Annotated in this window: 17 protein-coding genes and 2 tRNA genes; 13 read left to right on the top strand and 6 right to left on the bottom strand. The window is 57.5% G+C overall.

Annotation, left to right across the window (positions count from 1 at the left end):
- Positions 1-3: 3 nt before the first annotated feature.
- The 13 genes from glmM to GIR22_RS08880 all read left to right on the top strand — a co-directional run bounded on the left by glmM (position 4) and on the right by GIR22_RS08880 (position 12,339).
- Positions 4-1,341, top strand: a complete 1,338-nt coding sequence (glmM, locus tag GIR22_RS08820; RefSeq protein ID WP_154742960.1) for a phosphoglucosamine mutase — start codon at positions 4-6, stop codon at positions 1,339-1,341.
- Positions 1,342-1,407: 66 nt separating this feature from the next.
- Entirely contained in the window at positions 1,408-2,163 is a 756-nt protein-coding gene (gene tpiA / locus GIR22_RS08825) for a triose-phosphate isomerase (RefSeq protein ID WP_154742961.1), read from the top strand.
- Between the two features lie 4 nt (positions 2,164-2,167).
- A complete protein-coding gene (secG, locus tag GIR22_RS08830) occupies positions 2,168-2,551 on the top strand; it encodes a preprotein translocase subunit SecG (RefSeq protein WP_154742962.1) in 384 nt (127 codons plus the stop codon).
- A gap of 28 nt (positions 2,552-2,579) precedes the next feature.
- Positions 2,580-2,665 (top strand) — tRNA-Leu (locus GIR22_RS08835).
- Between the two features lie 96 nt (positions 2,666-2,761).
- Positions 2,762-2,838 (top strand) — tRNA-Met (locus tag GIR22_RS08840).
- Between the two features lie 140 nt (positions 2,839-2,978).
- Positions 2,979-3,437, top strand: a complete 459-nt coding sequence (gene rimP, locus GIR22_RS08845) for a ribosome maturation factor RimP (protein WP_178122162.1) — start codon at positions 2,979-2,981, stop codon at positions 3,435-3,437.
- A 59-nt stretch (positions 3,438-3,496) separates the two neighbouring features.
- Entirely contained in the window at positions 3,497-4,978 is a 1,482-nt protein-coding gene (nusA, locus tag GIR22_RS08850; protein ID WP_154742964.1) for a transcription termination factor NusA, read from the top strand.
- A 27-nt stretch (positions 4,979-5,005) separates the two neighbouring features.
- The gene (infB, locus tag GIR22_RS08855; protein WP_154742965.1) at positions 5,006-7,531 is read left to right on the top strand and encodes a translation initiation factor IF-2; all 2,526 of its coding nucleotides are present in this window, start codon (positions 5,006-5,008) and stop codon (positions 7,529-7,531) included.
- Between the two features lie 159 nt (positions 7,532-7,690).
- Entirely contained in the window at positions 7,691-8,092 is a 402-nt protein-coding gene (gene rbfA, locus GIR22_RS08860; protein WP_154742966.1) for a 30S ribosome-binding factor RbfA, read from the top strand.
- 3 nt (positions 8,093-8,095) lie between these two features.
- Entirely contained in the window at positions 8,096-9,013 is a 918-nt protein-coding gene (gene truB / locus GIR22_RS08865) for a tRNA pseudouridine(55) synthase TruB (protein WP_178122163.1), read from the top strand.
- Between the two features lie 115 nt (positions 9,014-9,128).
- Positions 9,129-9,398 carry a 30S ribosomal protein S15 gene (gene rpsO, locus GIR22_RS08870; protein ID WP_003176135.1) on the top strand — a complete coding sequence of 90 codons (270 nt, stop codon included), beginning with the start codon at positions 9,129-9,131 and terminating at the stop codon, positions 9,396-9,398.
- Between the two features lie 194 nt (positions 9,399-9,592).
- The gene (gene pnp / locus GIR22_RS08875) at positions 9,593-11,698 is read left to right on the top strand and encodes a polyribonucleotide nucleotidyltransferase (RefSeq protein ID WP_178122164.1); all 2,106 of its coding nucleotides are present in this window, start codon (positions 9,593-9,595) and stop codon (positions 11,696-11,698) included.
- Between the two features lie 293 nt (positions 11,699-11,991).
- On the top strand, positions 11,992-12,339 hold the full coding sequence (locus tag GIR22_RS08880; RefSeq protein WP_154742967.1) for a BON domain-containing protein: 348 nt from the start codon (positions 11,992-11,994) through the stop codon (positions 12,337-12,339).
- Positions 12,340-12,541: 202 nt separating this feature from the next.
- On the opposite strand, the gene GIR22_RS08885 is transcribed toward GIR22_RS08880, so the two are convergent.
- The 6 genes from GIR22_RS08885 to panB all read right to left on the bottom strand — a co-directional run bounded on the left by GIR22_RS08885 (position 12,542) and on the right by panB (position 22,293).
- On the bottom strand, positions 12,542-15,475 hold the full coding sequence (locus GIR22_RS08885) for a DUF748 domain-containing protein (protein WP_154742968.1): 2,934 nt from the start codon (positions 15,473-15,475) through the stop codon (positions 12,542-12,544).
- Positions 15,476-15,584: 109 nt separating this feature from the next.
- A complete protein-coding gene (locus GIR22_RS08890; protein WP_154742969.1) occupies positions 15,585-16,601 on the bottom strand; it encodes a class I SAM-dependent rRNA methyltransferase in 1,017 nt (338 codons plus the stop codon).
- Between the two features lie 105 nt (positions 16,602-16,706).
- Positions 16,707-18,644, bottom strand: a complete 1,938-nt coding sequence (gene acs / locus GIR22_RS08895) for an acetate--CoA ligase (protein WP_154742970.1) — start codon at positions 18,642-18,644, stop codon at positions 16,707-16,709.
- A 104-nt stretch (positions 18,645-18,748) separates the two neighbouring features.
- Positions 18,749-20,413 (bottom strand): glucose-6-phosphate isomerase, encoded by a 1,665-nt coding sequence (pgi, locus tag GIR22_RS08900; protein ID WP_154742971.1) that lies wholly within the window; start codon positions 20,411-20,413, stop codon positions 18,749-18,751.
- 228 nt (positions 20,414-20,641) lie between these two features.
- The gene (panC, locus tag GIR22_RS08905; RefSeq protein WP_154742972.1) at positions 20,642-21,496 is read right to left on the bottom strand and encodes a pantoate--beta-alanine ligase; all 855 of its coding nucleotides are present in this window, start codon (positions 21,494-21,496) and stop codon (positions 20,642-20,644) included.
- Positions 21,493-22,293, bottom strand: a complete 801-nt coding sequence (panB, locus tag GIR22_RS08910) for a 3-methyl-2-oxobutanoate hydroxymethyltransferase (protein ID WP_154742973.1) — start codon at positions 22,291-22,293, stop codon at positions 21,493-21,495. The genes panC and panB overlap by 4 nt, the downstream gene beginning before the upstream one ends.
- Positions 22,294-22,487: the final 194 nt, after the last annotated feature.

Here is a 22,487-nt window from a genome sequence, read left to right on the forward strand (position 1 = left end):
CTTATGACTAAAAAATATTTTGGCACCGACGGTATCCGTGGTCGGGTCGGCGAATTTCCGATTACTCCTGACTTTATGCTCAAGCTCGGCTGGGCGGCAGGCATGGCGTTTCGCAGTATGGGGGCATGCCGCATCCTGGTGGGCAAGGACACTCGTATCTCGGGTTATATGTTTGAGTCCGCGCTGGAGGCTGGCCTGTCCGCTGCTGGGGCAGATGTGATGCTGCTGGGGCCAATGCCTACACCGGCGATCGCTTACCTGACGCGTACCTTTCATGCTGAAGCCGGTATTGTGATCAGTGCCTCGCATAATCCTCACGATGACAATGGCATCAAGTTTTTCTCGGGCCAGGGCACCAAGCTACCAGACGAAATCGAGCACATGATCGAAGAGCTGCTGGATGCGCCGATGACGGTCGTCGAATCGAGCAAGTTGGGTAAGGTTTCCCGAATTAATGATGCTTCGGGCCGTTACATCGAGTTTTGTAAAAGCAGCGTGCCAACCAGTACCAACTTTGCTGGCCTGAAAGTGGTCATTGACTGTGCTCATGGAGCAACTTACAAGGTCGCTCCCAGTGTGTTCAAGGAGTTGGGTGCTCAGGTCACCGTGCTGTCGGCTCAGCCTGATGGCTTGAACATCAACGACAACTGCGGATCGACCCATATGGGGCAGTTGCAGGCGGCTGTGCTGGCTGAGCATGCCGACTTGGGTATCGCCTTTGATGGCGATGGTGATCGGGTATTAATGGTCGATCACACAGGTGCCATTGTCGACGGTGATGATCTGCTGTTTATCATTGCCCGTGACTTGCATGAGCGTAATAAGCTCCAGGGTGGTGTTGTGGGTACCTTGATGAGCAATCTGGGGTTGGAACTGGCCCTGGCTGATCTTGGGATTCCATTTGTCCGCGCCAATGTGGGTGACCGTTATGTAATCGCTGAACTGCTTGAGCGTAATTGGCAGGTCGGTGGCGAAAATTCCGGGCACGTTGTCTGCTTTCAGCACACCACGACGGGTGATGCAATCATCGCTGCGCTGCAGGTGCTGCTGGCGTTGCGGCGCCGTGATGAAAGTCTTGCCCAGGCGCGACAGGCGTTGCGCAAATGCCCGCAAGTGCTGCTCAATGTTCGTTTTGCCGGTGGCGCGAACCCTGTCGAGCATCCGGCCGTCAAGGCGGCCAGCGAGCGCGTTACTGCAGCCATGGCGGGTCGTGGGCGGGTCTTGCTGCGCAAGTCGGGCACTGAGCCTCTGGTTCGGGTGATGGTCGAAGGCGAGGACGAAATGCAGGTTCGTGGCTATGCAGAAGAGCTGGCAAAACTGGTAACTGAAGTTTGCGCCTGAATTCGGCTTGCCAGTGATGATGTGGTTGGGTAACATCTGCGCCCACTTTGACCGACGGGGTACAGCATGCGTCGCACTATGGTAGCTGGTAACTGGAAAATGCACGGTACCCGCGCCAGTGTCGCTGAGCTGATCAACGGCCTTCGTCATTTGGCCTTGCCGAGCGGTGTTGACGTCGCGGTATTTCCGCCTTGCTTGTACATCAATCAAGTGGTTGATGGCTTGAAAGGCAAATCGATTCAAGTCGGCGCGCAGAATTCTGCGGTGGAAGCCATGCAGGGTGCGCTGACCGGTGAGATTGCGCCGAGCCAGCTGGTTGATGCGGGTTGTTCTTATGTGCTTGTCGGGCACTCCGAGCGCCGTCAGATGATGGGCGAGCGTGATGGGACACTCAATCGCAAGTTCGCAGCGGCACAGGCTTGTGGCCTGATTCCAGTGTTGTGCATAGGGGAGACCCTGGAGCAGCGTGAATCTGGCAAGACTCTTGAGGTTGTCTCGCGTCAGTTGGGCAGCATCATCGAGGAGCTGGGTGTTGGTGCGTTTGCAAAGGCAATTATTGCTTACGAGCCGGTCTGGGCCATTGGCACCGGGCTGACTGCTTCGCCGCAACAGGCGCAGGATGTGCATGCAGCCATCCGCGCGCAGTTGGCGGCAGAGAATTCTGAGGTCGCACGAGGTGTGCGGCTTCTATACGGCGGCAGCGTGAAGGCGGCCAATGCGGTCGAACTGTTCGGCATGCCGGATATCGATGGGGGGCTCATTGGTGGAGCTTCCCTGAATGCAGATGAGTTCGGTGCGATCTGTCGCGCCGCGGGAAACTGAAAAAATGCTGGAAACAGTCGTAGTCGTTTTTCATCTGTTGGCTGCCCTGAGCGTAGTTGCTCTGGTTTTGCTGCAGCAGGGTAAAGGTGCGGATGCTGGTGCGTCTTTCGGTGCAGGTGCTTCAAATACTGTGTTCGGAAGCCAAGGTTCCTCTACCTTTCTTAGTAAGTTTACTGCTATACTTGCCGCCGGTTTCTTCATAACCAGCTTGGGGTTAGGTTACTTTGCTAAAGAGAAAGCTCATGTGCAGACTCAAGTAGGTTTACCAAATCCAGCAGTGTTGGAAGTACCAAAAGCAAAACCGGCTTCTGACGATGTCCCGGTGCTTCAAGAGCAAAAGTCGGCTACTCCAGCGACTGACGTGCCTCCAGCTCAAGAGCAGAAGTAAGAAGGTTTGATGCTTTAAATGTTGTATTGCCGAGGTGGTGGAATTGGTAGACACGCAACCTTGAGGTGGTTGTGCCCATAGGGTGTAGGGGTTCGAGTCCCCTTCTCGGTACCAATTATCAGGAGAGCCCGCTGTTGCGGGCTTTCTTGTAGGTGGAAGGTTACATTGACCCTGTAAGGGATCGGTCGTATACTTCCGCCCCAGCTTTGTCGCGGGGTGGAGCAGTCTGGTAGCTCGTCGGGCTCATAACCCGAAGGTCGTCGGTTCAAATCCGGCCCCCGCAACCAGTTTTAGCGGAGCCCCTTTTAAGGGGCTTTTTGTTAGCTGGACACTTTCAACGCCGCTGTTCGACGGCGTTTCAAGGATGGGCGTTTCGCCCATTTTTTTATTTTGCACAGCATGCACATACATGCACGAGGGGGTTCGGGTGTCGAGCAAGCTAGAAGAGTTGCAGGCCTTGCTGGCCCCGGTGGTCGTGGCCCTAGGCTATGAATGCTGGGGTATTGAGTTTTCGGCTCAAGGTCGCCACTCAATGTTGCGCGTTTATATCGATAAAGAGGGCGGTGTGCTGGTGGATGACTGTGCCATTGTCAGCCGTCAGATCAGCGGTGTCCTGGATGTTGAAGATCCGATCTCTGCTGAATACACCCTCGAAGTTTCCTCGCCAGGCATGGAACGCCCGCTGTTCACTATTGAGCAGTTTGCAAAATTTGCCGGTGAACAAGTGAAGATCAAGTTGCGCTCGCCTTTTGACGGGCGACGCAACTTTCAGGGCCTTCTGCGCGGTGTGGAAGAGCAGGATGTCGTGGTGCAGGTAGAAGACCATGAGTTCTTGTTGCCGATCGATATGATCGACAAGGCCAACATTATTCCCAGTTTTGACTGAGACGTGCCAGAAACTGCGGATCCCGCGGATCCAATGGCTTGCGAAAGGCGAGGCGTACGATGAGCAAAGAAGTACTGCTGGTTGTTGAGTCGGTATCCAATGAAAAGGGCGTACCGGCAAACGTGATTTTTGAAGCGCTGGAGCTGGCCCTGGCCACTGCTACCAAAAAGCGTTTTGAAGACGAAGTTGATCTGCGTGTGGAAATCAACCGCCACACCGGTGCCTATGAGACTTTCCGTCGCTGGACGGTTGTCGAAGAGGACGACCTTGATGATCCGGCTATCGAAACCTGGCCAAGCAAGGTTGCGCAAACGCACCCTGGCGCCAACGTTGGCGATGTTGTCGAGGAAAAGATCGAGTCGATCGAGTTCGGTCGTATCGCTGCACAGACCGCTAAACAGGTCATCGTGCAGAAGGTTCGCGAAGCCGAGCGCGCTCAAGTTGTTGACGCCTATCGCGAGCGCCTTGGGGAAATCATCTCCGGCACCGTGAAAAAAGTGACCCGAGACAACGTGATCGTTGACCTGGGCAACAACGCCGAAGCGTTGCTGGCCCGTGAAGACATCATCTCTCGAGAAACTTTCCGGGTTGGCGTGCGTTTGCGCGCGCTGCTCAAGGAAATCCGCACCGAGAACCGCGGCCCTCAGTTGATCCTGTCGCGTACCGCGCCGGAAATGCTGATCGAGCTGTTCCGTATCGAAGTGCCGGAAATTGCCGAAGGCCTGATCGAAGTCATGGCTGCGTCCCGCGACCCGGGTTCGCGTGCCAAGATCGCGGTCCGCTCCAAGGACAAACGTATCGACCCGCAAGGTGCTTGCATTGGTATGCGCGGTTCGCGCGTCCAGGCAGTGTCGGGCGAATTGGGCGGTGAGCGTGTAGATATCGTCTTGTGGGACGATAACCCGGCGCAGTTCGTAATCAACGCCATGTCGCCTGCAGAAGTGGCGGCAATTATCGTTGACGAGGATGCCCATGCCATGGACATCGCCGTTGGCGCAGACAATCTGGCTCAGGCCATCGGTCGCGGTGGTCAGAACGTACGTTTGGCCAGCCAGTTGACGGGTTGGACCCTGAACGTGATGACCGAATCGGACATCCAGGCTAAGCAGCAAGCTGAAACCGGTGACATCCTGCGCAACTTTATCGACGAGTTGGAAGTCGATGAAGACCTGGCACAGGTGCTGGTAGATGAAGGCTTTACCAGCCTGGAAGAGATTGCCTACGTACCGTTGGAAGAAATGCTCAACATCGACGGCTTTGACGAAGACACTGTCAACGAGCTTCGCGCTCGGGCCAAGGATCGTTTGTTGACTAAAGCCATCGCTACTGAGGAAAAGCTGGCAGACGCCCATCCGGCCGAAGACCTGCTCTCGCTTGAGGGTATGGACAAGGATTTGGCGATGGAACTGGCGGTGCGCGGCGTAATTACCCGCGAAGACCTGGCCGAGCAGTCTATTGACGACCTGCTCGACATCGACGGCATTGACGATGATCGTGCCGGCAAGTTGATCATGGCCGCCCGAGCCCATTGGTTCGAGTAATTAGGCGCGGCCTGAGGAGAGAAGTGCATGACGCAAGTCACGGTGAAACAACTGGCCGATGAGGTCAAAACACCGGTAGAGCGCCTGTTGCAGCAGATGCGTGAGGCAGGTCTGCCGCACACCGCCGCCGACGAAGGTGTGAGCGATAGTGAGAAGCAATCTTTGCTGACTCACTTGAAGAGCAGCCACAAGGCGAAAGTGGAAGAACCGCGCAAGATTACATTGCAGCGCAAAACCACCAGCACACTGCGTGTTGCTGGTAGCAAAAGCATCAGCGTTGAAGTACGCAAGAAAAAAGTCTTCGTACAGCGCAGCCCGGAAGAAATCGAAGCCGAGCGCAAACGTGACCTGGAAGAACGTCGTGCAGTAGAAAATGCTGCTCGTCAGAAGGCTGAAGAAGAAGCCAAGCGTCGCGCCGAAGAAGAAGCGCGTCGCCAGCCTACTGCTGCGCAACCTGCTGCCACTGAAGCGGTCGCCGCACCTGGCGCGCCTGTTGAAGCTGTGCGTGAGGCCGCTCCGGTCTCCGCGGCACCTGCTCCTGCAGCTGATGCCCGTAAGCGCGACGAACCTCGTCGTCCGGACAAACCACGTGCCGACGACAACAATCGTCGCAGTGGCGGTGGCGATGGCGAGCGTAAAAACGCTCCTCATCGTGCTTCGGTCAAAGAGAAAGCGCCAGCTCCACGCGTTGCTCCACGTACTACCGACGAAGAAAGCGATGGCTTCCGTCGTGGTGGTCGCGGCAAGGCTAAGCTGAAAAAGCGCAATGCCCACGGTTTCCAGAGCCCAACCGGCCCTGTCGTGCGTGATGTGCAGATCGGCGAGACTATCTCTGTTGGCGATCTCGCCAATCAGATGTCGGTCAAGGCTGCTGAAATCATCAAGTTCATGTTCAAACTGGGTACTCCAGCGACCATCAACCAGGTGCTTGATCAGGAAACTGCTCAGCTGGTAGCCGAAGAACTGGGCCACAAAGTGACCTTGGTCAGCGACACCGCCCTGGAAGACTCCCTGGCTGAGTCCCTGAAGTTTGAAGGTGAGACGTTCTCCCGTGCGCCAGTTGTGACCGTAATGGGTCACGTTGACCATGGTAAGACTTCGCTGCTCGACTATATTCGTCGTGCCAAGGTAGCTGCTGGCGAAGCCGGCGGTATTACCCAGCACATCGGTGCATACCACGTTGAAACTGAACGCGGCATGGTCACCTTCCTCGACACCCCGGGTCACGCCGCGTTTACCGCGATGCGTGCCCGTGGTGCCAAGGCGACTGATATCGTGATCCTGGTAGTTGCAGCGGACGACGGCGTAATGCCGCAGACCATTGAAGCTGTCCAGCACGCCAAGGCCGCTGGTGTTCCACTGGTGGTTGCAGTGAACAAGATCGACAAGCCGGGCGCCGATCTCGATCGCATCCGTAGCGAATTGTCGGTTCACGGCGTGACTTCCGAAGAGTGGGGCGGTGATACGCCGTTCGTTTCGGTCTCGGCGAAAGTCGGTACGGGTGTCGACGATCTGCTCGAAGCGGTCCTGCTGCAAGCTGAAGTACTCGAACTGAAAGCAACCCCGTCGGCCCCAGGTCGTGGTGTTGTGGTTGAATCGCGTCTCGACAAAGGTCGTGGCCCGGTTGCAACCGTTCTGGTTCAAGACGGTACGCTGCGCCAAGGCGACATGGTTTTGGTCGGTTCGAACTATGGCCGCGTACGTGCCATGCTCGACGAGAACGGCAAGCCAATCAAGGAAGCCGGTCCTTCCATCCCTGTCGAGATCCTCGGCCTGGACGGTACTCCGGACGCTGGCGACGAGATGAGCGTGCTGTCGGACGAGAAGAAAGCCCGTGAAGTGGCTCTGTTCCGTCAAGGCAAGTTCCGCGAAGTCAAACTGGCTCGTGCTCACGCCGGCAAGCTGGAAAATATCTTCGAAAACATGGGCCAGGCAGAGAAGAAGACGCTGAATATCGTCCTCAAATCTGACGTTCGTGGTTCCCTCGAAGCGTTGAACGGCGCCTTGAATGGCCTGGGTAACGACGAAGTGCAAGTGCGTGTTGTGGGTGGCGGTGTCGGTGGTATTACCGAATCCGATGCCAACCTGGCACTGGCTTCCAACGCTGTACTGTTCGGCTTTAACGTGCGTGCCGATGCTGGCGCACGGAAGATCGTCGAGCAGGAAGGCCTGGACATGCGTTATTACAACGTGATCTACGACATTATCGAAGACGTCAAGAAAGCCCTTACCGGCATGCTTGGCAGCGACGTCCGGGAGAACATCCTGGGTATTGCTGAAGTTCGCGATGTGTTCCGTTCGCCGAAGTTTGGCGCGATTGCCGGTTGCATGGTTATCGAAGGCGTTGTGCACCGTAACCGTCCAATCCGTGTACTGCGTGAAGACATCGTTATCTTCGAAGGCGAGCTGGAATCCCTGCGCCGCTTCAAGGATGACGCTGCTGAAGTGCGTGCCGGCATGGAATGCGGTATCGGCGTCAAGAGCTACAACGACGTCAAAGCTGGCGACAAGATCGAAGTCTACGAGAAGGTTCAGGTTGCTCGCAGCCTCTAACTCGCGCACTTCAAGGGCCACGAAGCGCCTGGGCATGCAAATGCGCAGGCCTGCGTCAGGACTCTAAACGCAACGCCCGGTCTGGCTTTTGTCAGGCCGGGCGTTTGCCGCTTTCAGACCCCACGGGTTTCACCGTGAGGCAGTAACAGGTAACAAGACATGGCAAAAGAATACAGCCGTACCCAACGTATCGGCGATCAGATGCAGCGTGAGCTGGCACAACTGATCCGTCGTGAAGTCAAGGATCCACGTGTTGGCCTGGTCACCATCACCGCTGTTGAAGTAAGCCGTGACGTAGGTCACGCCAAAATCTTCATCACCGTGATGGGCCAGGACAACAGCGAAGAAATCGCGCAAAGCATCAAGGTGCTCAACTCTGCCGCTGGCTTTCTGCGCATGCAGTTGGCCCGTGAAATGAAGCTGCGCAGCGTTCCACAGTTGCACTTCCATTACGACGAAAGCGTCGTGCGTGGTGCGCATCTGTCTGCATTGATCGAGCGGGCTGTGGCTGAAGACAGCCAGCACCCGGAAACGTCCACACCTGAAGACGCCAAGGAGTAATCGGTGGCTCAGGTCAAACGTATCCGTCGCAATGTCAGCGGTATCATTTTGCTCGACAAGCCCATTGGCTTTACCTCCAATGCTGCCTTGCAGAAGGTCCGCTGGCTGCTCAATGCCGAGAAGGCAGGGCACACTGGCAGCCTGGACCCACTAGCAACAGGCGTATTGCCACTATGCTTTGGCGAGGCCACCAAGTTTTCGCAATACCTGCTCGATTCCGACAAGGGTTACGAAACCCTGGCGCAACTAGGCAAGACCACCACCACGGCAGACGCCGAAGGTGATGTTTTGCAGGTTAGGGATGTGACCGTTGGTCGTGCTGATATCGAAGCTGTTTTGCCCGCTTTTCGCGGAGAAATCAGACAGATACCGCCGATGTACTCGGCTCTCAAGCGTGATGGGCAACCGCTTTACAAGCTGGCGCGTGCGGGTGAAGTAGTGGAGCGTGAACCGCGTTCTGTTACTATTGCGCGCTTGGAATTGCTCGCCTGTGAAGGCGACACCGCCCGGCTAGCCGTGGACTGCAGCAAAGGTACTTATATCCGTACCCTGGTGGAAGATATCGGTGAACAACTGGGCTGTGGTGCATACGTTGCAGAACTGCGACGGACCCAGGCCGGTCCCTTCAGCCTGGCCCAGACGGTCACGCTGGAAGAGTTGGAAGCAGTACATGCAGAAGGCGGCAACGAAGCGGTTGATCGCTTCCTGATGCCTTCGGACAGCGGTTTGCTGGATTGGCCATTGCTGCACTTCTCGGAGCACAGCGCGTTCTACTGGCTTAATGGCCAGCCGGTACGTGCCCCGGATGCCCCGAAGTTTGGCATGGTGCGAGTACAGGATCATAACGGTCGCTTTATCGGTATCGGTGAAGTGAGCGAAGACGGGCGCATCGCGCCGCGTCGACTGATTCGGTCAGAATGACCGAACGAGGGTGGCTGTTAATAGGCACGGTCACTTCTCATTTTTAGATACGAGGGTATGCCCTCGGCCTATTGAGACCACCTTTTAGGTGGTTTCCTGAAAAAAGGATTGCCTCATGGCTCTCGACGTTCAAGAAAAAGCACAAATCGTAGCTGACTATCAGCAAGCTGTTGGTGACACTGGTTCGCCAGAAGTGCAAGTTGCACTGCTGACCCACAACATCAACAAACTGCAAGGTCACTTCAAGGCCAACGGTAAAGATCACCACTCCCGTCGTGGTCTGATCCGCATGGTAAACCAGCGTCGTAAGCTGCTGGACTACCTGAAAGGCAAGGATCTGGGTCGCTATCAGGCTCTGATCGGTCGCCTGGGTCTGCGTCGCTAATCAGCGATTGCGCTAGAGGTTGGTTGTCTGCCGTACGTCAGTGGGATTCCCGCTGGCTCATGGCAGGCTCCCAGCCTCAAGTTTTATCTGGATACACGTTTTACCCTGGACAGGCGTTGGGCCGACTCCCGACATTGCCCAAGAATTTCGCAAGAAGACAAGTTCCCCAAGAGCCACAAAGAAGGTAGGACACCGTGAACCCGGTAATCAAAAAATTTCAGTTCGGTCAATCGACCGTTACTCTCGAGACAGGCCGTATCGCCCGTCAGGCCTCCGGCGCAGTGCTGGTCACCGTTGACGACGACGTCAGCGTATTGGTGACCGTCGTTGGTGCCAAGCAAGCCGATCCAGGCAAGGGTTTTTTCCCTCTGTCTGTTCACTACCAGGAAAAGACTTACGCTGCCGGTAAGATCCCTGGCGGTTTCTTCAAGCGAGAAGGCCGTCCTTCCGAGAAAGAAACCCTGACTTCCCGACTGATCGACCGTCCGATCCGTCCGCTGTTCCCAGAAGGTTTCATGAATGAAGTGCAGGTTGTCTGCACCGTTCTGTCCACCAGCAAGAAAACCGATCCGGATGTCGCTGCGATGATCGGTACCTCGGCTGCCCTGGCTATCTCCGGTATTCCTTTCGATGGCCCGATCGGTGCAGCTCGCGTTGCTTTCCACGAAAGCACCGGCTACCTGCTGAACCCGACTTACGAACAACAGAAAGCATCGAGCCTGGACATGGTCGTTGCCGGTACTTCGGAAGCGGTGTTGATGGTTGAATCGGAAGCCAAAGAGCTGACCGAAGACCAGATGCTGGGTGCGGTACTGTTTGCTCACGACGAGTTCCAGGTTGTGATCAACGCCGTTAAAGAACTGGCCGCTGAAGCTGCCAAGCCAACCTGGACCTGGGCTCCCGCGCCTGAAGCCACCGCACTGCTGGGCGCTATCCGTGCCGAGTTCGGCGCAGCGATCTCCGACGCTTACACCATCACCATCAAGGCCGACCGTTACGCTCGCCTGGGTGAGCTGAAGGACCAGGTTGTTGCCAAGCTGTCCGGTGAAGAAGGCCAGCCTTCTTCCAGCGAAGTCAAAGCCGCTTTCGGTGAAATCGAATACCGCACCGTTCGCGAAAACATCGTTAATGGCAAGCCACGTATCGACGGCCGCGACACCAAGACCGTACGTCCGCTGAACATCGAAGTTGGTGTTCTGCCCAAGACCCACGGTTCGGCGCTGTTCACCCGTGGCGAAACCCAGGCTTTGGTAGTCGCGACCCTGGGTACCGCCCGTGACGCACAACTGCTGGACACCCTGGAAGGCGAGAAAAAAGACCCGTTCATGCTGCACTACAACTTCCCTCCGTTCTCGGTAGGTGAGTGTGGTCGCATGGGTGGCGCTGGTCGTCGCGAAATCGGTCACGGCCGTCTGGCCCGTCGTTCGATTGCTGCCATGCTGCCTGCCGCCGACGTGTTCCCGTACACCATCCGTGTTGTGTCGGAAATCACCGAGTCCAACGGTTCCAGCTCCATGGCTTCGGTCTGTGGTGCTTCCCTGGCTCTGATGGACGCCGGTGTACCAATGAAGGCACCTGTTGCCGGTATCGCCATGGGTCTGGTTAAAGAAGGCGAGAAGTTCGCCATCCTGACCGACATCCTGGGTGACGAAGACCACCTGGGCGACATGGACTTCAAAGTAGCCGGTACCGCCAAGGGTGTTACTGCACTGCAGATGGACATCAAGATCAAGGGCATCACCGAAGAAATCATGGAAATCGCTCTGGGCCAAGCCCTGGACGCGCGCCTGAACATTCTCGGTCAGATGAACCAGATCATTGGTCAGTCCCGTACCGAGCTGTCGGAAAATGCTCCGACCATGATCGCGATGAAAATCGACACCGACAAAATCCGTGATGTCATCGGTAAAGGCGGCGCGACCATCCGTGCGATCTGTGAAGAGACCAAGGCTTCGATCGATATCGAAGACGACGGCTCGATCAAGATCTTCGGCGAAACCAAGGAAGCTGCTGAAGCTGCACGTCAGCGCGTTCTGGGTATCACTGCCGAAGCCGAGATCGGTAAGATCTACGTTGGCAAGGTTGAGCGCATCGTCGATTTCGGCGCATTCGTCAACATCCTGCCGGGCAAGGATGGCTTGGTTCACATCTCCATGCTGAGCGATGCTCGCGTCGAGAAAGTGACCGACATCCTGAAAGAAGGCGAGGAAGTGGAAGTGCTGGTACTGGACGTGGACAACCGCGGCCGTATCAAGCTGTCCATCAAGGACGTAGCAGCAGCCAAGGCTTCGGGCGTTTAATTACCCCCTCGCTTCACGCTGAAATAAAGGACTCTTCGGAGTCCTTTTTTATGGGCGCGAGAAAGTGTCATGAAATCAGCCGGTTAGCCAGGTTAAAAGCCGCAACTTGCATGCAGGCATGACGCTCTTCATGCAAGTTGCACGATTTCGGAAATGGCCAGTTTTTATAACTTATTGTTTTTAAAGTATTTTATTTATTATTGGACTTGGCACAGCGCCTGCAACAGTACTGTTAACCCTGCAGCATCAACGTTTACGCGCTGCAGACTTTCGAAAAAACAGGAGTTACTCGTATGAAGAAGTTCGCTATCGCTGCTGCAACTGCCACCGCTCTGACCCTGACCATGGCTAATGTTGCCTTCGCTCAAACATCCCAGGCGCCTATGGTTGTAGCGGCCGGTGAAGTGACCAAAGCCAAGGAAGTGACCTCCGATACCTGGATCACCACCAAAGTCAAAGCTGACCTGGTCACCGAGAAAGGCATTCCTGGCACCGACATCAAAGTCGAAACCAACAAAGGCGTAGTTTCCCTGTCTTCCTCTGTTGCTGTGACTGATGCGCAGAAAGAGATGGCAGTGGCAATTGCCAAGAAAATCAAAGGCGTTGAAGCTGTTTCGGCCGATGGCTTGAAAGCTGAGTAACGCTTAAAGATACGCCTGAGCTGGGCGTAGGCGAGGAGCGCGTTAAACATCCGCTCAAAGCGCCTGACAGGTTCATGCGACGGGCCACATGGATGTGGTCATTACAGGCCCCGGCACTTGTGTCGGGGCCTGTTCTATTGGGGGCGGCTATGGCGAGGGGGCACGCCCGCTCGCAACAGGGATGCGGTAGCCTTCAGATCAGTTATTCGCTGTCCAGGTGCATCGGTGTAATGACTCGACCATCCTTCTGCGCCTCACCCAGGTTGGCATCAATGAAGTAAACCCGGTCATCCTCCAACTGCGTCTTGTCTACCAGGTAGTCCTTGATAGCGCTGGCGCGATCTTGGCCCAGTTGACGTAGCAACACTTCACTGGCGCTCCAGAACTTGATCACGCCGTCTCGTAGCTTCGCTGTGCGGTCGTCGCGGCTCAGGTCTTTCCACTCGGCCGGGGGCTGTTGTTTCAGGCGTGTGCGGTAGATGCCCTCCAGCAGCGGTGCTTTCGTGCTTTCCGGCACTTCTAACAGCGACGCCTGGGCCGGGACTTTATCGCCACGGCGCTGGAGCATCTTGTAATAGTTGTACTGGTATTCACGTTCCAGTCGTTGCTCGGCCAAGAGTGGCCCGTCACTGCTGGCGGCGGCGGTGCCTTCGATTTCCAGGCGCAGGGTCGGGCGCTCCTTGAGTGCCTTGGCCAAGGTGTTCAGTGCCGACTCGGAGTCCTTGCCCAGCTCGCTGGAGCCCGCGGCGAAAGACACGTTGCCGAGGTCTTCCGAACCTGCGCCGGTAACCAGCCCACCGATAAACTTGAATGGCGCTGTGGCCGCACGCACTACCAGGTTGCGCAGGGTCTGCCAGACAATCGGCATCACGCTGAATTGCGGGTTGTTCAAGTCACCCGTCACTGGCAACTCAATGGAGATCTTGCCGTCGGTGTCTTTGAGCAGGGCAATTGCCAGGCGGATCGGCAGGTCAACGGCATCGGAACTGTCGACTTTCTCACCCAGTTGCAGTTGCTCGACCACTACTTTGTTTTCGGCCTTCAACTGTCCCTTGGTGATGACATAGTGCAGATCCAGATTGAGCCGGCCCTTGCGAATACGGAACCCGGCGAACTTACCGGAATAAGGGGTCAAGGCGGTCAGTTCGACTCGTTTGAAGCTGGTGGCGATGTCCAGTGCCGCCATTGGATCAAACGGATTCACGCTGCCTTTGATGGTCACCGGCGCGTAGCGGTCCACCTTGCCCTTGATGTCGACGCTGGCCGGTTTGGCCGCGCGACTGTCAATGGTGCCGATCTGGCCGTTGAGTTGTTGGATGGCCGTGGCGAAGTTCGGGGTCAGGCTGAAGTCGGCAAAGTTGGCCGAGCCGTCATTGATCGCAATCTGACCAATATGGATACCCAGCGGTTTCTCCTTGCTGGTCGCAGGTTTGGCCGCCGTCTTGGCGCCGCTGTTGGCAGGCTGGGGAATCAGCAGGTCGTCGATGTTGGTGGTGCGGTCATCATTGATCATGAAGCGCGCGTAAGGTTGCAGCAGATTGACCTTGTCGATGGACAGGCTGTTGCCGTGTTGATAGTTCACGCCTTCCAGCACCAGGCGCTGCCATTTCAGGAAGTCGCGGGTCTTGAGGGTGTCCAGGGTATGCAACTGGTCCACCTGGGCGCGGCCGGTGACCTGGAAGGCCAGGGGCTCGGTGCTCTTGAGGTTTACATCGAGGTTGCTGCCGAGCATGCCGCTGCGAAGTTCCAGGCGAATGAACGGGCTGATATAGGACTGGGCGACCCGTAGGTCGATGTCCTTGGTGTCTACTTTCAGCTTGGCACTCACCGGGTTCAGGTTGACCTCGCCGGCCGCCTGGATCTTGCCCTGTTTACCCAGGCCAGTGTCGAGCTTGAGGGTGAAGGGGCTTTGGTTGAGGCTGTCGAAATTCTGCAGGTCGACGTTCAGCGGGCCCAACTCCAACGCTACCGCAGGTTTTGCCTGGCGATCAGCCAGATGGACCTGGTAATTGCGCAGTTGGACGTCCTTGAGCAGGACCTGCCAGGGTTTGCTGGGTGCAGCAGGTGCAGGTTTTGGTGAGTCTGCAGTGGCCGCTGCGCTAGCGGGTTCGGGGGGAGTGGCAGGTTTGCTCGGCTGGCTGGCGAACAGTTTCTGCCAGTCCAGTTGGCCATCGGCCTCGAGGGCAGCCCAGGTTTCGAGTTTGTTGCTACGGATCTTGCCTACGATCACTTGCTGCTTGGCCAGGTCTACCGTGGTTTCGCTGACGTCCAGGCGCTCCAGGCGGGCCAGTGGCCGACCATCCGGCGCTTTGATGGCAAACGGTGAGATGCTCACCGAGGCATTGGTCAGGTTCAGCTCGGTTTCTTTGGCCAGGTTCAACTTGTAGTCGGTGCTGAGGTTAAGGATGCCGTCTTCCAGAACCAGCGGCAGGGCATCTCGTACATACGGCCACCAGACTTTCATCTGGCCGTCGGTTACCTTCAATTTGCCCTCGGAAGCAATCGGCACCAGGCTGAAGTTGCCGGTCCAGTCGATCTGGCCACCTTCAGGGCCTGCGGCGACGAGGGTCATGTCGGCGTTGTCTTCAGGCAGGGTGCTGAGGTTTTTCAACTCGAAATCGAGTTTGTCGTAGAGAAACTCAATGGGCTCACTGGGACGCAAATCCTGGAAGTGCACGTAACCGCCAGCCAGCTTGATGCGCTCGATACGCAGCGGGAACGGTTTGGCGTCGGGATCCGTCGGGGTTGGCTCGCTGGGAGGCAGTTTGAACAGTTGCGCCAGGTTGAGAGTACCGGACTTGTCGAACAGCAGTTCGGTCCGGGGCTTGTCCAACTGCACATCGGCGAGGTGCAGGACGCGGGTCCAGAGACTGTCGACCTGCAAGTTGGCGTAGAGTCGTTCAAAACCCACTTGCTCCTTGCCGGGTTCGCCGATTTTCAGGCCCCACAGGGTCAGTTCAAGGCTGAACGGATTGAGCTCGATACGCTCGATGCGGGACGGCACCGTGGCGTAATTAGCCAGTTGTTGATTAGCTACGCGAAGGGCGATGCCAGGTAGTATCAGGAAGCCCAGCAAGCTATACAGTGCAAGGGCGGTCAGCAAGGCGCCAGCGGCGCGAGTCAATCCTTTGGGCATGTGAGACGCCATCTATGTCGATCAAGAAGTGCCTTGGAGTATGGCACGGGTTTGCGGTTCCGAAGAACAATGCCTTTATTCCTGCTAGTCGACTCTTTCAGGACGAGTCTTACAGCTGCAGGATCAGTGTCTTGAGCGGCGGCTGCTGGTCCTGGGACGGAAAGTCCGCGCCAGGTGCCATGATTTGCCAATCGCGGACCGGTCGCCCAGCCTTTTCGGCGCAGCGCAGCACCTGGTTGCGCCAGTCGTCCATGCTGACTTTTGCCAGGTTGTTGCAGCAGATCAACACGCCATTGTCGGCGGTGGCCAATAGCGCCGGCTTGAGCAGGCTTTGGTAGTCGCGCAGCAGGTCGACGGTACCGAAGGCGCTTTTGGCCCAGGCTGGTGGGTCGAGCAACACCAGGTCATATTGGCGTTGTTCCAGGCGTGGGTAACTGGGCAGTTTGTGCCCACGACGCTGGGTGATTGGCAAACCGGCCAATTGGCGAATCGCCGGGAAGTAATCGGACTGCACAAACTCCATCTCCGGTAATTGCGGGTTGAGTTGGCTGTTTTCCCGACCGACCGCCAGATTGCCTTCAGCGAAATCCAGGTTGCACACTTCACGGGCACCGCCTGCTGCTGCGCTCAGGCCCACGCCACAGGTGTAGGCAAACAGGTTCAGGACGCTTTTATCGGCGCTGTGGTCCTTGACCCAGCCGCGGGTATTGCGCAGGTCGAGGAACAGCAGCGGGTCTTGCCCGGCATGGCGGCCACGTACGCGGTAATTGAGGCCCCATTCGTGGCCGACCAGATCATCCAGGGCGGTGGGTTCAGCGCGGTAGACCGTGTCTTCCCGGTCGATACGCGAGTTGCCCCGGGAGCGGTCGTTGTAAACCAGCAGCAGCTCCAGGCCCAGAGACTGGTTGATGATGTGATGCAGTGTCTGCAATGCATCGCCATCCAGCGATTGATGGAAGCTTTGCACCAATAATTGTGGGCCATAACGATCGATCGTCAGGCCGCCAGCGCCTTCCTGGCTGCCATGGAATAACCGATAGCAGTCGGTGCCTTGCTGGTGCAGCTCTTTGATCAGGTCTTGGCGGTGATCGAGGGCGGCGCGCAGCGCCTGATTCAAGGAAGACATGGAGCGCGCCTTGCTGGGTGATGGGGGCGCAGGAGTTTAACAGCTATGGCATGGCGCCTGTACCGCTGCCTCGGCAGCGGTACAGGTTTCACCGAGTGGGGTTTCCTATCGATTCAGGCGCTTATCGATCAGGCCATCGACCACCCCGGGATCGGCCAGGGTCGAGGTATCTCCCAGGCTATCCAACTCGTTGCAGGCAATCTTGCGCAGAATGCGCCGCATGATCTTGCCGGATCGGGTTTTCGGCAAGGCCGGCGCCCATTGGATCAACTCCGGTTTGGCGAAACTGCCGATTTCTTTGCTGACCAGATCCAGCAGGTGTTTTTTCAACGCATCGCTGGGTTCCACGCCGTTCATTGGGGTAACAAAGGCATAGATGCCCTGGCCTTTGACGTCATGGGGGTAACCCACCACAGCGGCCTCTGCCACGCTGTCGTGAAGCACCAGGGCACTTTCCACTTCGGCGGTGCCAATGCGATGGCCAGAGACGTTGATCACATCATCGATGCGTCCGGTGATCCAGTAATCGCCGTCCTCGTCCCGCCGCGCACCGTCGCCGGTGAAGTAGTAGCCGGGGTAGGGTTTGAAATAGGTGTCGATCATCCGTTGCGGATCGCCATACACACTGCGGATCTGTCCGGGCCAACTGGATTTGATGGCCAGCACGCCGCTGCCGGCGCCACTGATTTCCTTGCCTTGTTCATCGAGCAACACCGGCTGTACGCCAAACATTGGCTGAGTGGCACACCCTGGTTTGATCCGCCGAGCGCTGACCAGCGGGCTGAGCATGATGCCGCCGGTTTCGGTTTGCCACCAGGTATCCACAATCGGGCAGCGCTGTTCGCCCACTGCATTGAAATACCAGTCCCAGGCTTCGGGGTTGATCGGCTCGCCAACACTGCCCAGCAGTCGCAGACTGGTGCGGGAAGTGTTCTCCAACGGGCCATGACCTTCACGCATCAGGGCGCGCAACGCGGTCGGTGCGGTGTAGAAAATATTCACCTGATGCTTGTCGATCACCTGCCAGAACCGTGAACTGTCCGGATAGCTCGGCACCCCTTCGAACATCAGTGAGGTCGCACCGTTGGCCAGTGGCCCATAGACGATATAGCTGTGCCCGGTGACCCAGCCGACATCGGCGGTGCACCAGAACACTTCACCGTCGCGGTAGTCGAGCACGTACTTGAAGGTCATCGCCGCTTGCAGCAGGTAACCGCCGGTAGTGTGCAGGACCCCCTTGGGTTTGCCGGTACTGCCGGAGGTGTAGAGGATAAACAGCGGATCTTCTGCCTCCATGGGCTCGGGCGGGCAGTCATCGCTTACGGCATCCAGCGCTTGCTGATATTTCAAGTCACGCCCTTCAACCCAACTGACCGCTGCGTCGGTACGTTGCACCACCAGTACGGTGCTGACATTCGGGCAACTGGCCAGGGCTTTATCGACATTCTGTTTCAGTGCAACGGCTTTACCGCCGCGTACACCTTCGTCCGCAGTAATCACCGTGCGGCAATCAGCGTCGAGAATACGGTCGCGCAAGGCGTCCGGCGAGAACCCACCAAACACCACCGAGTGCACCGCGCCAATGCGCGTGCAGGCCAGCATCGCGTAGGCGGCCTCCGGGATCATGGGCATGTAGATACACACGCGATCGCCTTTTTTAACACCACGACTTTTCAGCACATTGGCCAGGCGGCAGACGTTTTGATGAAGTTGGCGGTAGGTGATTTTGGACGATTTTGTCGGATCATCACCTTCCCAGATGAAGGCCGGTTGTTCGGCGCGTTGGGCCAGATGCCGATCGATACAGTTATAGCTGACGTTCAACTGGGCACCGGCAAACCATTGGGCGGCTCCGGTCTTGATGTCTGATTGCTGGACGCTGTGCCAGGGAGTGATCCAGTCGAGAAAGCGCTCGGCTTGTTCGGCCCAGAAAGTGTCAGGGTGCTCGACGGATTGGCGGTAGAGGCGTTGGTAGTCCTCTTGGCTGAGCTGCGCAGCCCGGCGGACGGCATCGGCGGTGGGAAACGTGCTGATATCGAACATGGGAAATCCTTATTCTTGTTTTGCGACAAGCAATAAAGATGCACTCAGTGGCGGATGGGTTCAAGGCCAACGTCCAAACGGACGTTGGCCTTTGGCGACTCAGATCAACCGCGGTGACGACCGCGGAAGTAATTGATCAAACCCTGGGTCGAAGGGTCGTCGGCCGGTTCTTCTTCAGTACCGGTCAGGCGGTTGTAGACGCCTTTGCCCAACTCCTTGCCCAGCTCCACGCCCCATTGGTCGAAGGCGTTGATGCCCCAGACAACGCTCTGCACGAACACTTTATGCTCATACATCGCCACCAATGCGCCCAGGCGTCGAGGGCTGATGCGCTCGACTACCAGGGTGTTGCTAGGACGATTGCCCGGGATCACCTTATGCGGCGCCAGCTTCTCTACCTCGGCCTCGGGCATGCCTTTCTCACGCAGCTCGGCTTCGGCTTCGCTGAGGGTCTTGCCTAGCATCAGCGCCTGGCTCTGGGACAGGCAGTTGGCATACAGCCACTGATGGTGGTCGGACACTGGGTTGAAGCTGACGATCGGCACGATGAAGTCGGCTGGGATCAACTGGGTGCCCTGGTGCAGCAACTGGTGGTAGGCATGTTGGCCGTTACAACCTACGCCACCCCAGATAACTGGACCTGTGTCGGTGGTAACCGGCGTTCCATCTTGACGCACGCTCTTGCCATTGGACTCCATGTCCAGCTGTTGCAAGTGCTTGGTGATGTTACGCAGGTAGTGGTCATACGGCAGGATTGCGTGGCTTTGCGCGCCCCAGAAGTTGCCGTACCACACGCCCAGCAGGGCCAGTAGTACCGGCATGTTCTGTTCGAACGGCGCGTTCTGGAAGTGCTGGTCCATGGTGTAGGCACCGGACAGCAGTTCCTTGAAGTTCGACATGCCGATGGCCAGGGCGATCGGCAAACCGATGGCCGACCACAGCGAGTAACGGCCGCCGACCCAGTCCCACATCGGGAAGATATTTTCTTCGCGGATCCCGAAGGCCACGGCTGCCGCGTTGTTGCTGGAAACGGCAATGAAGTGGCGATACAGCTCGGCTTCCGAGCCCCCTTGAGCCAAGTACCACGCACGGGCGGCCTGGGCGTTTTTCAGGGTTTCAAGGGTGTTGAAAGACTTCGACGAGACGATGAACAGCGTTGTCTCGGCACGTAGCTTCATGGTCAGTTCATGGAACTCACTGCCGTCGATGTTCGCCAGATAATGGCAGCGCACGCCTTTTTGGGCGTAGGACAACAGTGCTTCGGACACCAGTTCCGGGCCGAGGAATGAACCACCGATACCGATATTCACGACGTCAGTGATCGGCTTCTCGGTGTAACCGCGCCACAGGCCGTCGTGGATTCGACCCACCAGGTCGGTGATCTGGTTCAGCACCTTGTGCACGTCGGGCATGATGTTCACGCCATTGACTGACAGCTTGTCACCCACTGGGCGGCGCAAGGCAGTGTGCAGCGCCGGGCGGCCTTCGGAGGAGTTGACCGGTTCGCCGTTGAACAACGCCTTGATCGCGCCTTGAAGGTCGACTTCCTTGGCCAGCCCCACCAGCAGGTCGCGGGTTTCGCGGGTGATCAGGTTTTTCGAGTAATCGAGGAACAGCCCGCAACTGCTCAGGGTGAACTGGTTAAAGCGCTGGGGGTCGGCATTAAAGGCTTCGCGCATGCTGAAATCCTGCATGGCTTGGCGATGTTGATTGAGCGCTTGCCAGGCGGGCAGAGCGGTAACGTCATGTGGGGTGCGGTAATACGCCATCGCTGCGGGTTTCCTTTTTATTACGGGGACTGCCTCTAGGACACTTGAAAGCCCGGAACGTCCGGCTTTTTTTATAACGAAAACGATGAAGCGCCAGGTTCTGGTCAACGCTAAAAATAGCGTAGGGCGGTTACATTAAACCTAGCGTATCGATCTGTCTTGGCTTTGTCTGCGCTGTGGCCGGTACTTTTTTATACCGGCCCATCAGGCAGTGCAACGGGCGGGGGGTTATGCGCCCAGGTTCAAGTGCAAGTTGTCGATCAGCCGGGTAGCTCCCAGATACGCCGCCACCAGGATCACCACGTCGCGGTCCTCGGCCGTGGCAGGGCGCAGGTGCAGGCCCTGGCGGACTTCCAGATAATCCATGCGCAAGCCGGCAGCTTCGATCTGTTGGACCTGTTCTGCGCGCAGCTTGGCGAAATCCCGGTCGCCGGCTTCGATCGCTGCCGCGATCAGGCTCAGGCTGCGGTACAGCACGGGTGCGATTGCCCGCTGTTCTGCGGTGAGATAGCCGTTGCGGGACGACAGGGCAAGCCCGTCACCGGCGCGTACGGTTGGCTCGCCGATAACCTGGATCGGCATGTTCAGGTCATGCGCCATGGCACGAATGACCGCCAGTTGCTGGTAGTCCTTCTGGCCAAACACGGCCAGGTCCGGCTGTACCATGTTGAACAGTTTGCTGACCACGGTCGCCACACCTTCAAAGTGCCCGGGACGGCTGGCGCCGCAGAGTCCTTCGGACAGATGTGGGACGCTGACGCGGGTCTGGCCGGCCATGCCGTCGGGGTACATTTCTTCGACGGTGGGTGTAAATAGCAGGTTGCAGCCGGCCTGGAGCAATTTTTCCTGATCCGCCGCCAGGGTGCGAGGGTATTTGTCCAGGTCTTCGCCCGCGCCGAATTGCAGCGGGTTGACGAAAATGCTCGCCACCACGAAGTCCACCCGCTGGGCAGCCTTGCTCACCAGCGCCGCATGGCCACTGTGCAGGTTGCCCATGGTTGGCACGAAGCCGATGCGTTTGCCCTCGCTGCGGGCGCGGGCAACGGCAGCTCGCAGTTCGCGTACGGTGTTAACGGTGTTCATGCAGAGAATCCGTGTTCGATGCCTGGGAAGGTAACGGCTTTGACTTCAGTGACGTAGGCGCTCAGGGCGGCCTGGATGTTGTCCTGGCCGGCCATGAAGTTCTTCACGAACTTCGGTGCACGACCGGTCAGCGCCAGCCCCAGCATGTCATGCAGGACCAGGACCTGGCCGTCGGTATCAGCGCCTGCGCCAATGCCGATCACCGGGATCTTTACCTCCTGGGTGATTTCCGCCGCCAACTCGCTGGGAACACATTCCAGCACAATCATCGCGGCACCGGCTTGTTCCAGCGCGATGGCATCGGCGCGCATCTGGCGTGCCTGGGCCTCACTGCGGCCCTGGACTTTATAACCGCCGAGAATGTTGACCGATTGTGGCGTAAGGCCCATGTGTGCACAGACCGGCACGCCGCGTTCGGCCAGCAGTCGAATCGGCTCGGCCAGCCAGGCCGCGCCTTCGAGCTTGACCATGTGCGCACCGGCCTGCATCAGTTGGGCGCTGTTGTTCAAGGTCTGTTCGACTGTGGAGTAAGCCATGAATGGTAAGTCGGCGATGATCATTGCCCCATCGTTACCGCGCTTGACGCTGGCGACGTGGTAAGCGATCTCGGCGGTGGTGACGGGCAGGGTGCTGTCATTCCCTTGTAGAACCATGCCCAGGGAGTCGCCCACCAATAACACTTCAACCCCGGCTTGGCAGCAAGCCTGGGCGAAGGTGGCGTCATAGCAGGTCAGCATGGTGATTTTTTCACCCTTGAGTTTGAGGCTCTGCAAGGTGGTCAGGGTAATGTCTGGCATGAAAAGGGTCCTCGTTCAGGCGCTTGGAAACAGCGAGTAACGCGCGTGAGTCTTCGTTTATACAGGCGCACTTTCTTGAGTATCAGTGCTTATAAGGCCTGGATTGCGCCCTTTAGCGCCGGATTGGCGGCAGCGGGACGCCTATAGTCGTGAGGAGGACCCGGGAAGTCAATTGCATGTGTTACCGCATTGTT

It is taken from the genome of Pseudomonas karstica (assembly GCF_009707515.1).
GTDB classification, from domain to species: Bacteria; Pseudomonadota; Gammaproteobacteria; order Pseudomonadales; family Pseudomonadaceae; genus Aquipseudomonas; species Aquipseudomonas karstica.

Bases quoted from the DNA above. Each gene is read 5' to 3' on its own strand.
- infB (WP_154742965.1), top strand. From the start codon at position 5,006: ATGACGCAAGTCACGGTGAAACAACTGGCCGATGAGGTCAAAACACCG.
- acs (WP_154742970.1), bottom strand. From the start codon at position 18,644: ATGTTCGATATCAGCACGTTTCCCACCGCCGATGCCGTCCGCCGGGCT.
- panC (WP_154742972.1), bottom strand. From the start codon at position 21,496: ATGAACACCGTTAACACCGTACGCGAACTGCGAGCTGCCGTTGCCCGC.
- glmM (WP_154742960.1), top strand. From the start codon at position 4: ATGACTAAAAAATATTTTGGCACCGACGGTATCCGTGGTCGGGTCGGC.
- tpiA (WP_154742961.1), top strand. From the start codon at position 1,408: ATGCGTCGCACTATGGTAGCTGGTAACTGGAAAATGCACGGTACCCGC.
- GIR22_RS08890 (WP_154742969.1), bottom strand. From the start codon at position 16,601: ATGTCTTCCTTGAATCAGGCGCTGCGCGCCGCCCTCGATCACCGCCAA.
- pgi (WP_154742971.1), bottom strand. From the start codon at position 20,413: ATGGCGTATTACCGCACCCCACATGACGTTACCGCTCTGCCCGCCTGG.
- GIR22_RS08885 (WP_154742968.1), bottom strand. From the start codon at position 15,475: ATGCCCAAAGGATTGACTCGCGCCGCTGGCGCCTTGCTGACCGCCCTT.
- GIR22_RS08880 (WP_154742967.1), top strand. From the start codon at position 11,992: ATGAAGAAGTTCGCTATCGCTGCTGCAACTGCCACCGCTCTGACCCTG.
- panB (WP_154742973.1), bottom strand. From the start codon at position 22,293: ATGCCAGACATTACCCTGACCACCTTGCAGAGCCTCAAACTCAAGGGT.
- secG (WP_154742962.1), top strand. From the start codon at position 2,168: ATGCTGGAAACAGTCGTAGTCGTTTTTCATCTGTTGGCTGCCCTGAGC.
- rpsO (WP_003176135.1), top strand. From the start codon at position 9,129: ATGGCTCTCGACGTTCAAGAAAAAGCACAAATCGTAGCTGACTATCAG.
- rbfA (WP_154742966.1), top strand. From the start codon at position 7,691: ATGGCAAAAGAATACAGCCGTACCCAACGTATCGGCGATCAGATGCAG.
- nusA (WP_154742964.1), top strand. From the start codon at position 3,497: ATGAGCAAAGAAGTACTGCTGGTTGTTGAGTCGGTATCCAATGAAAAG.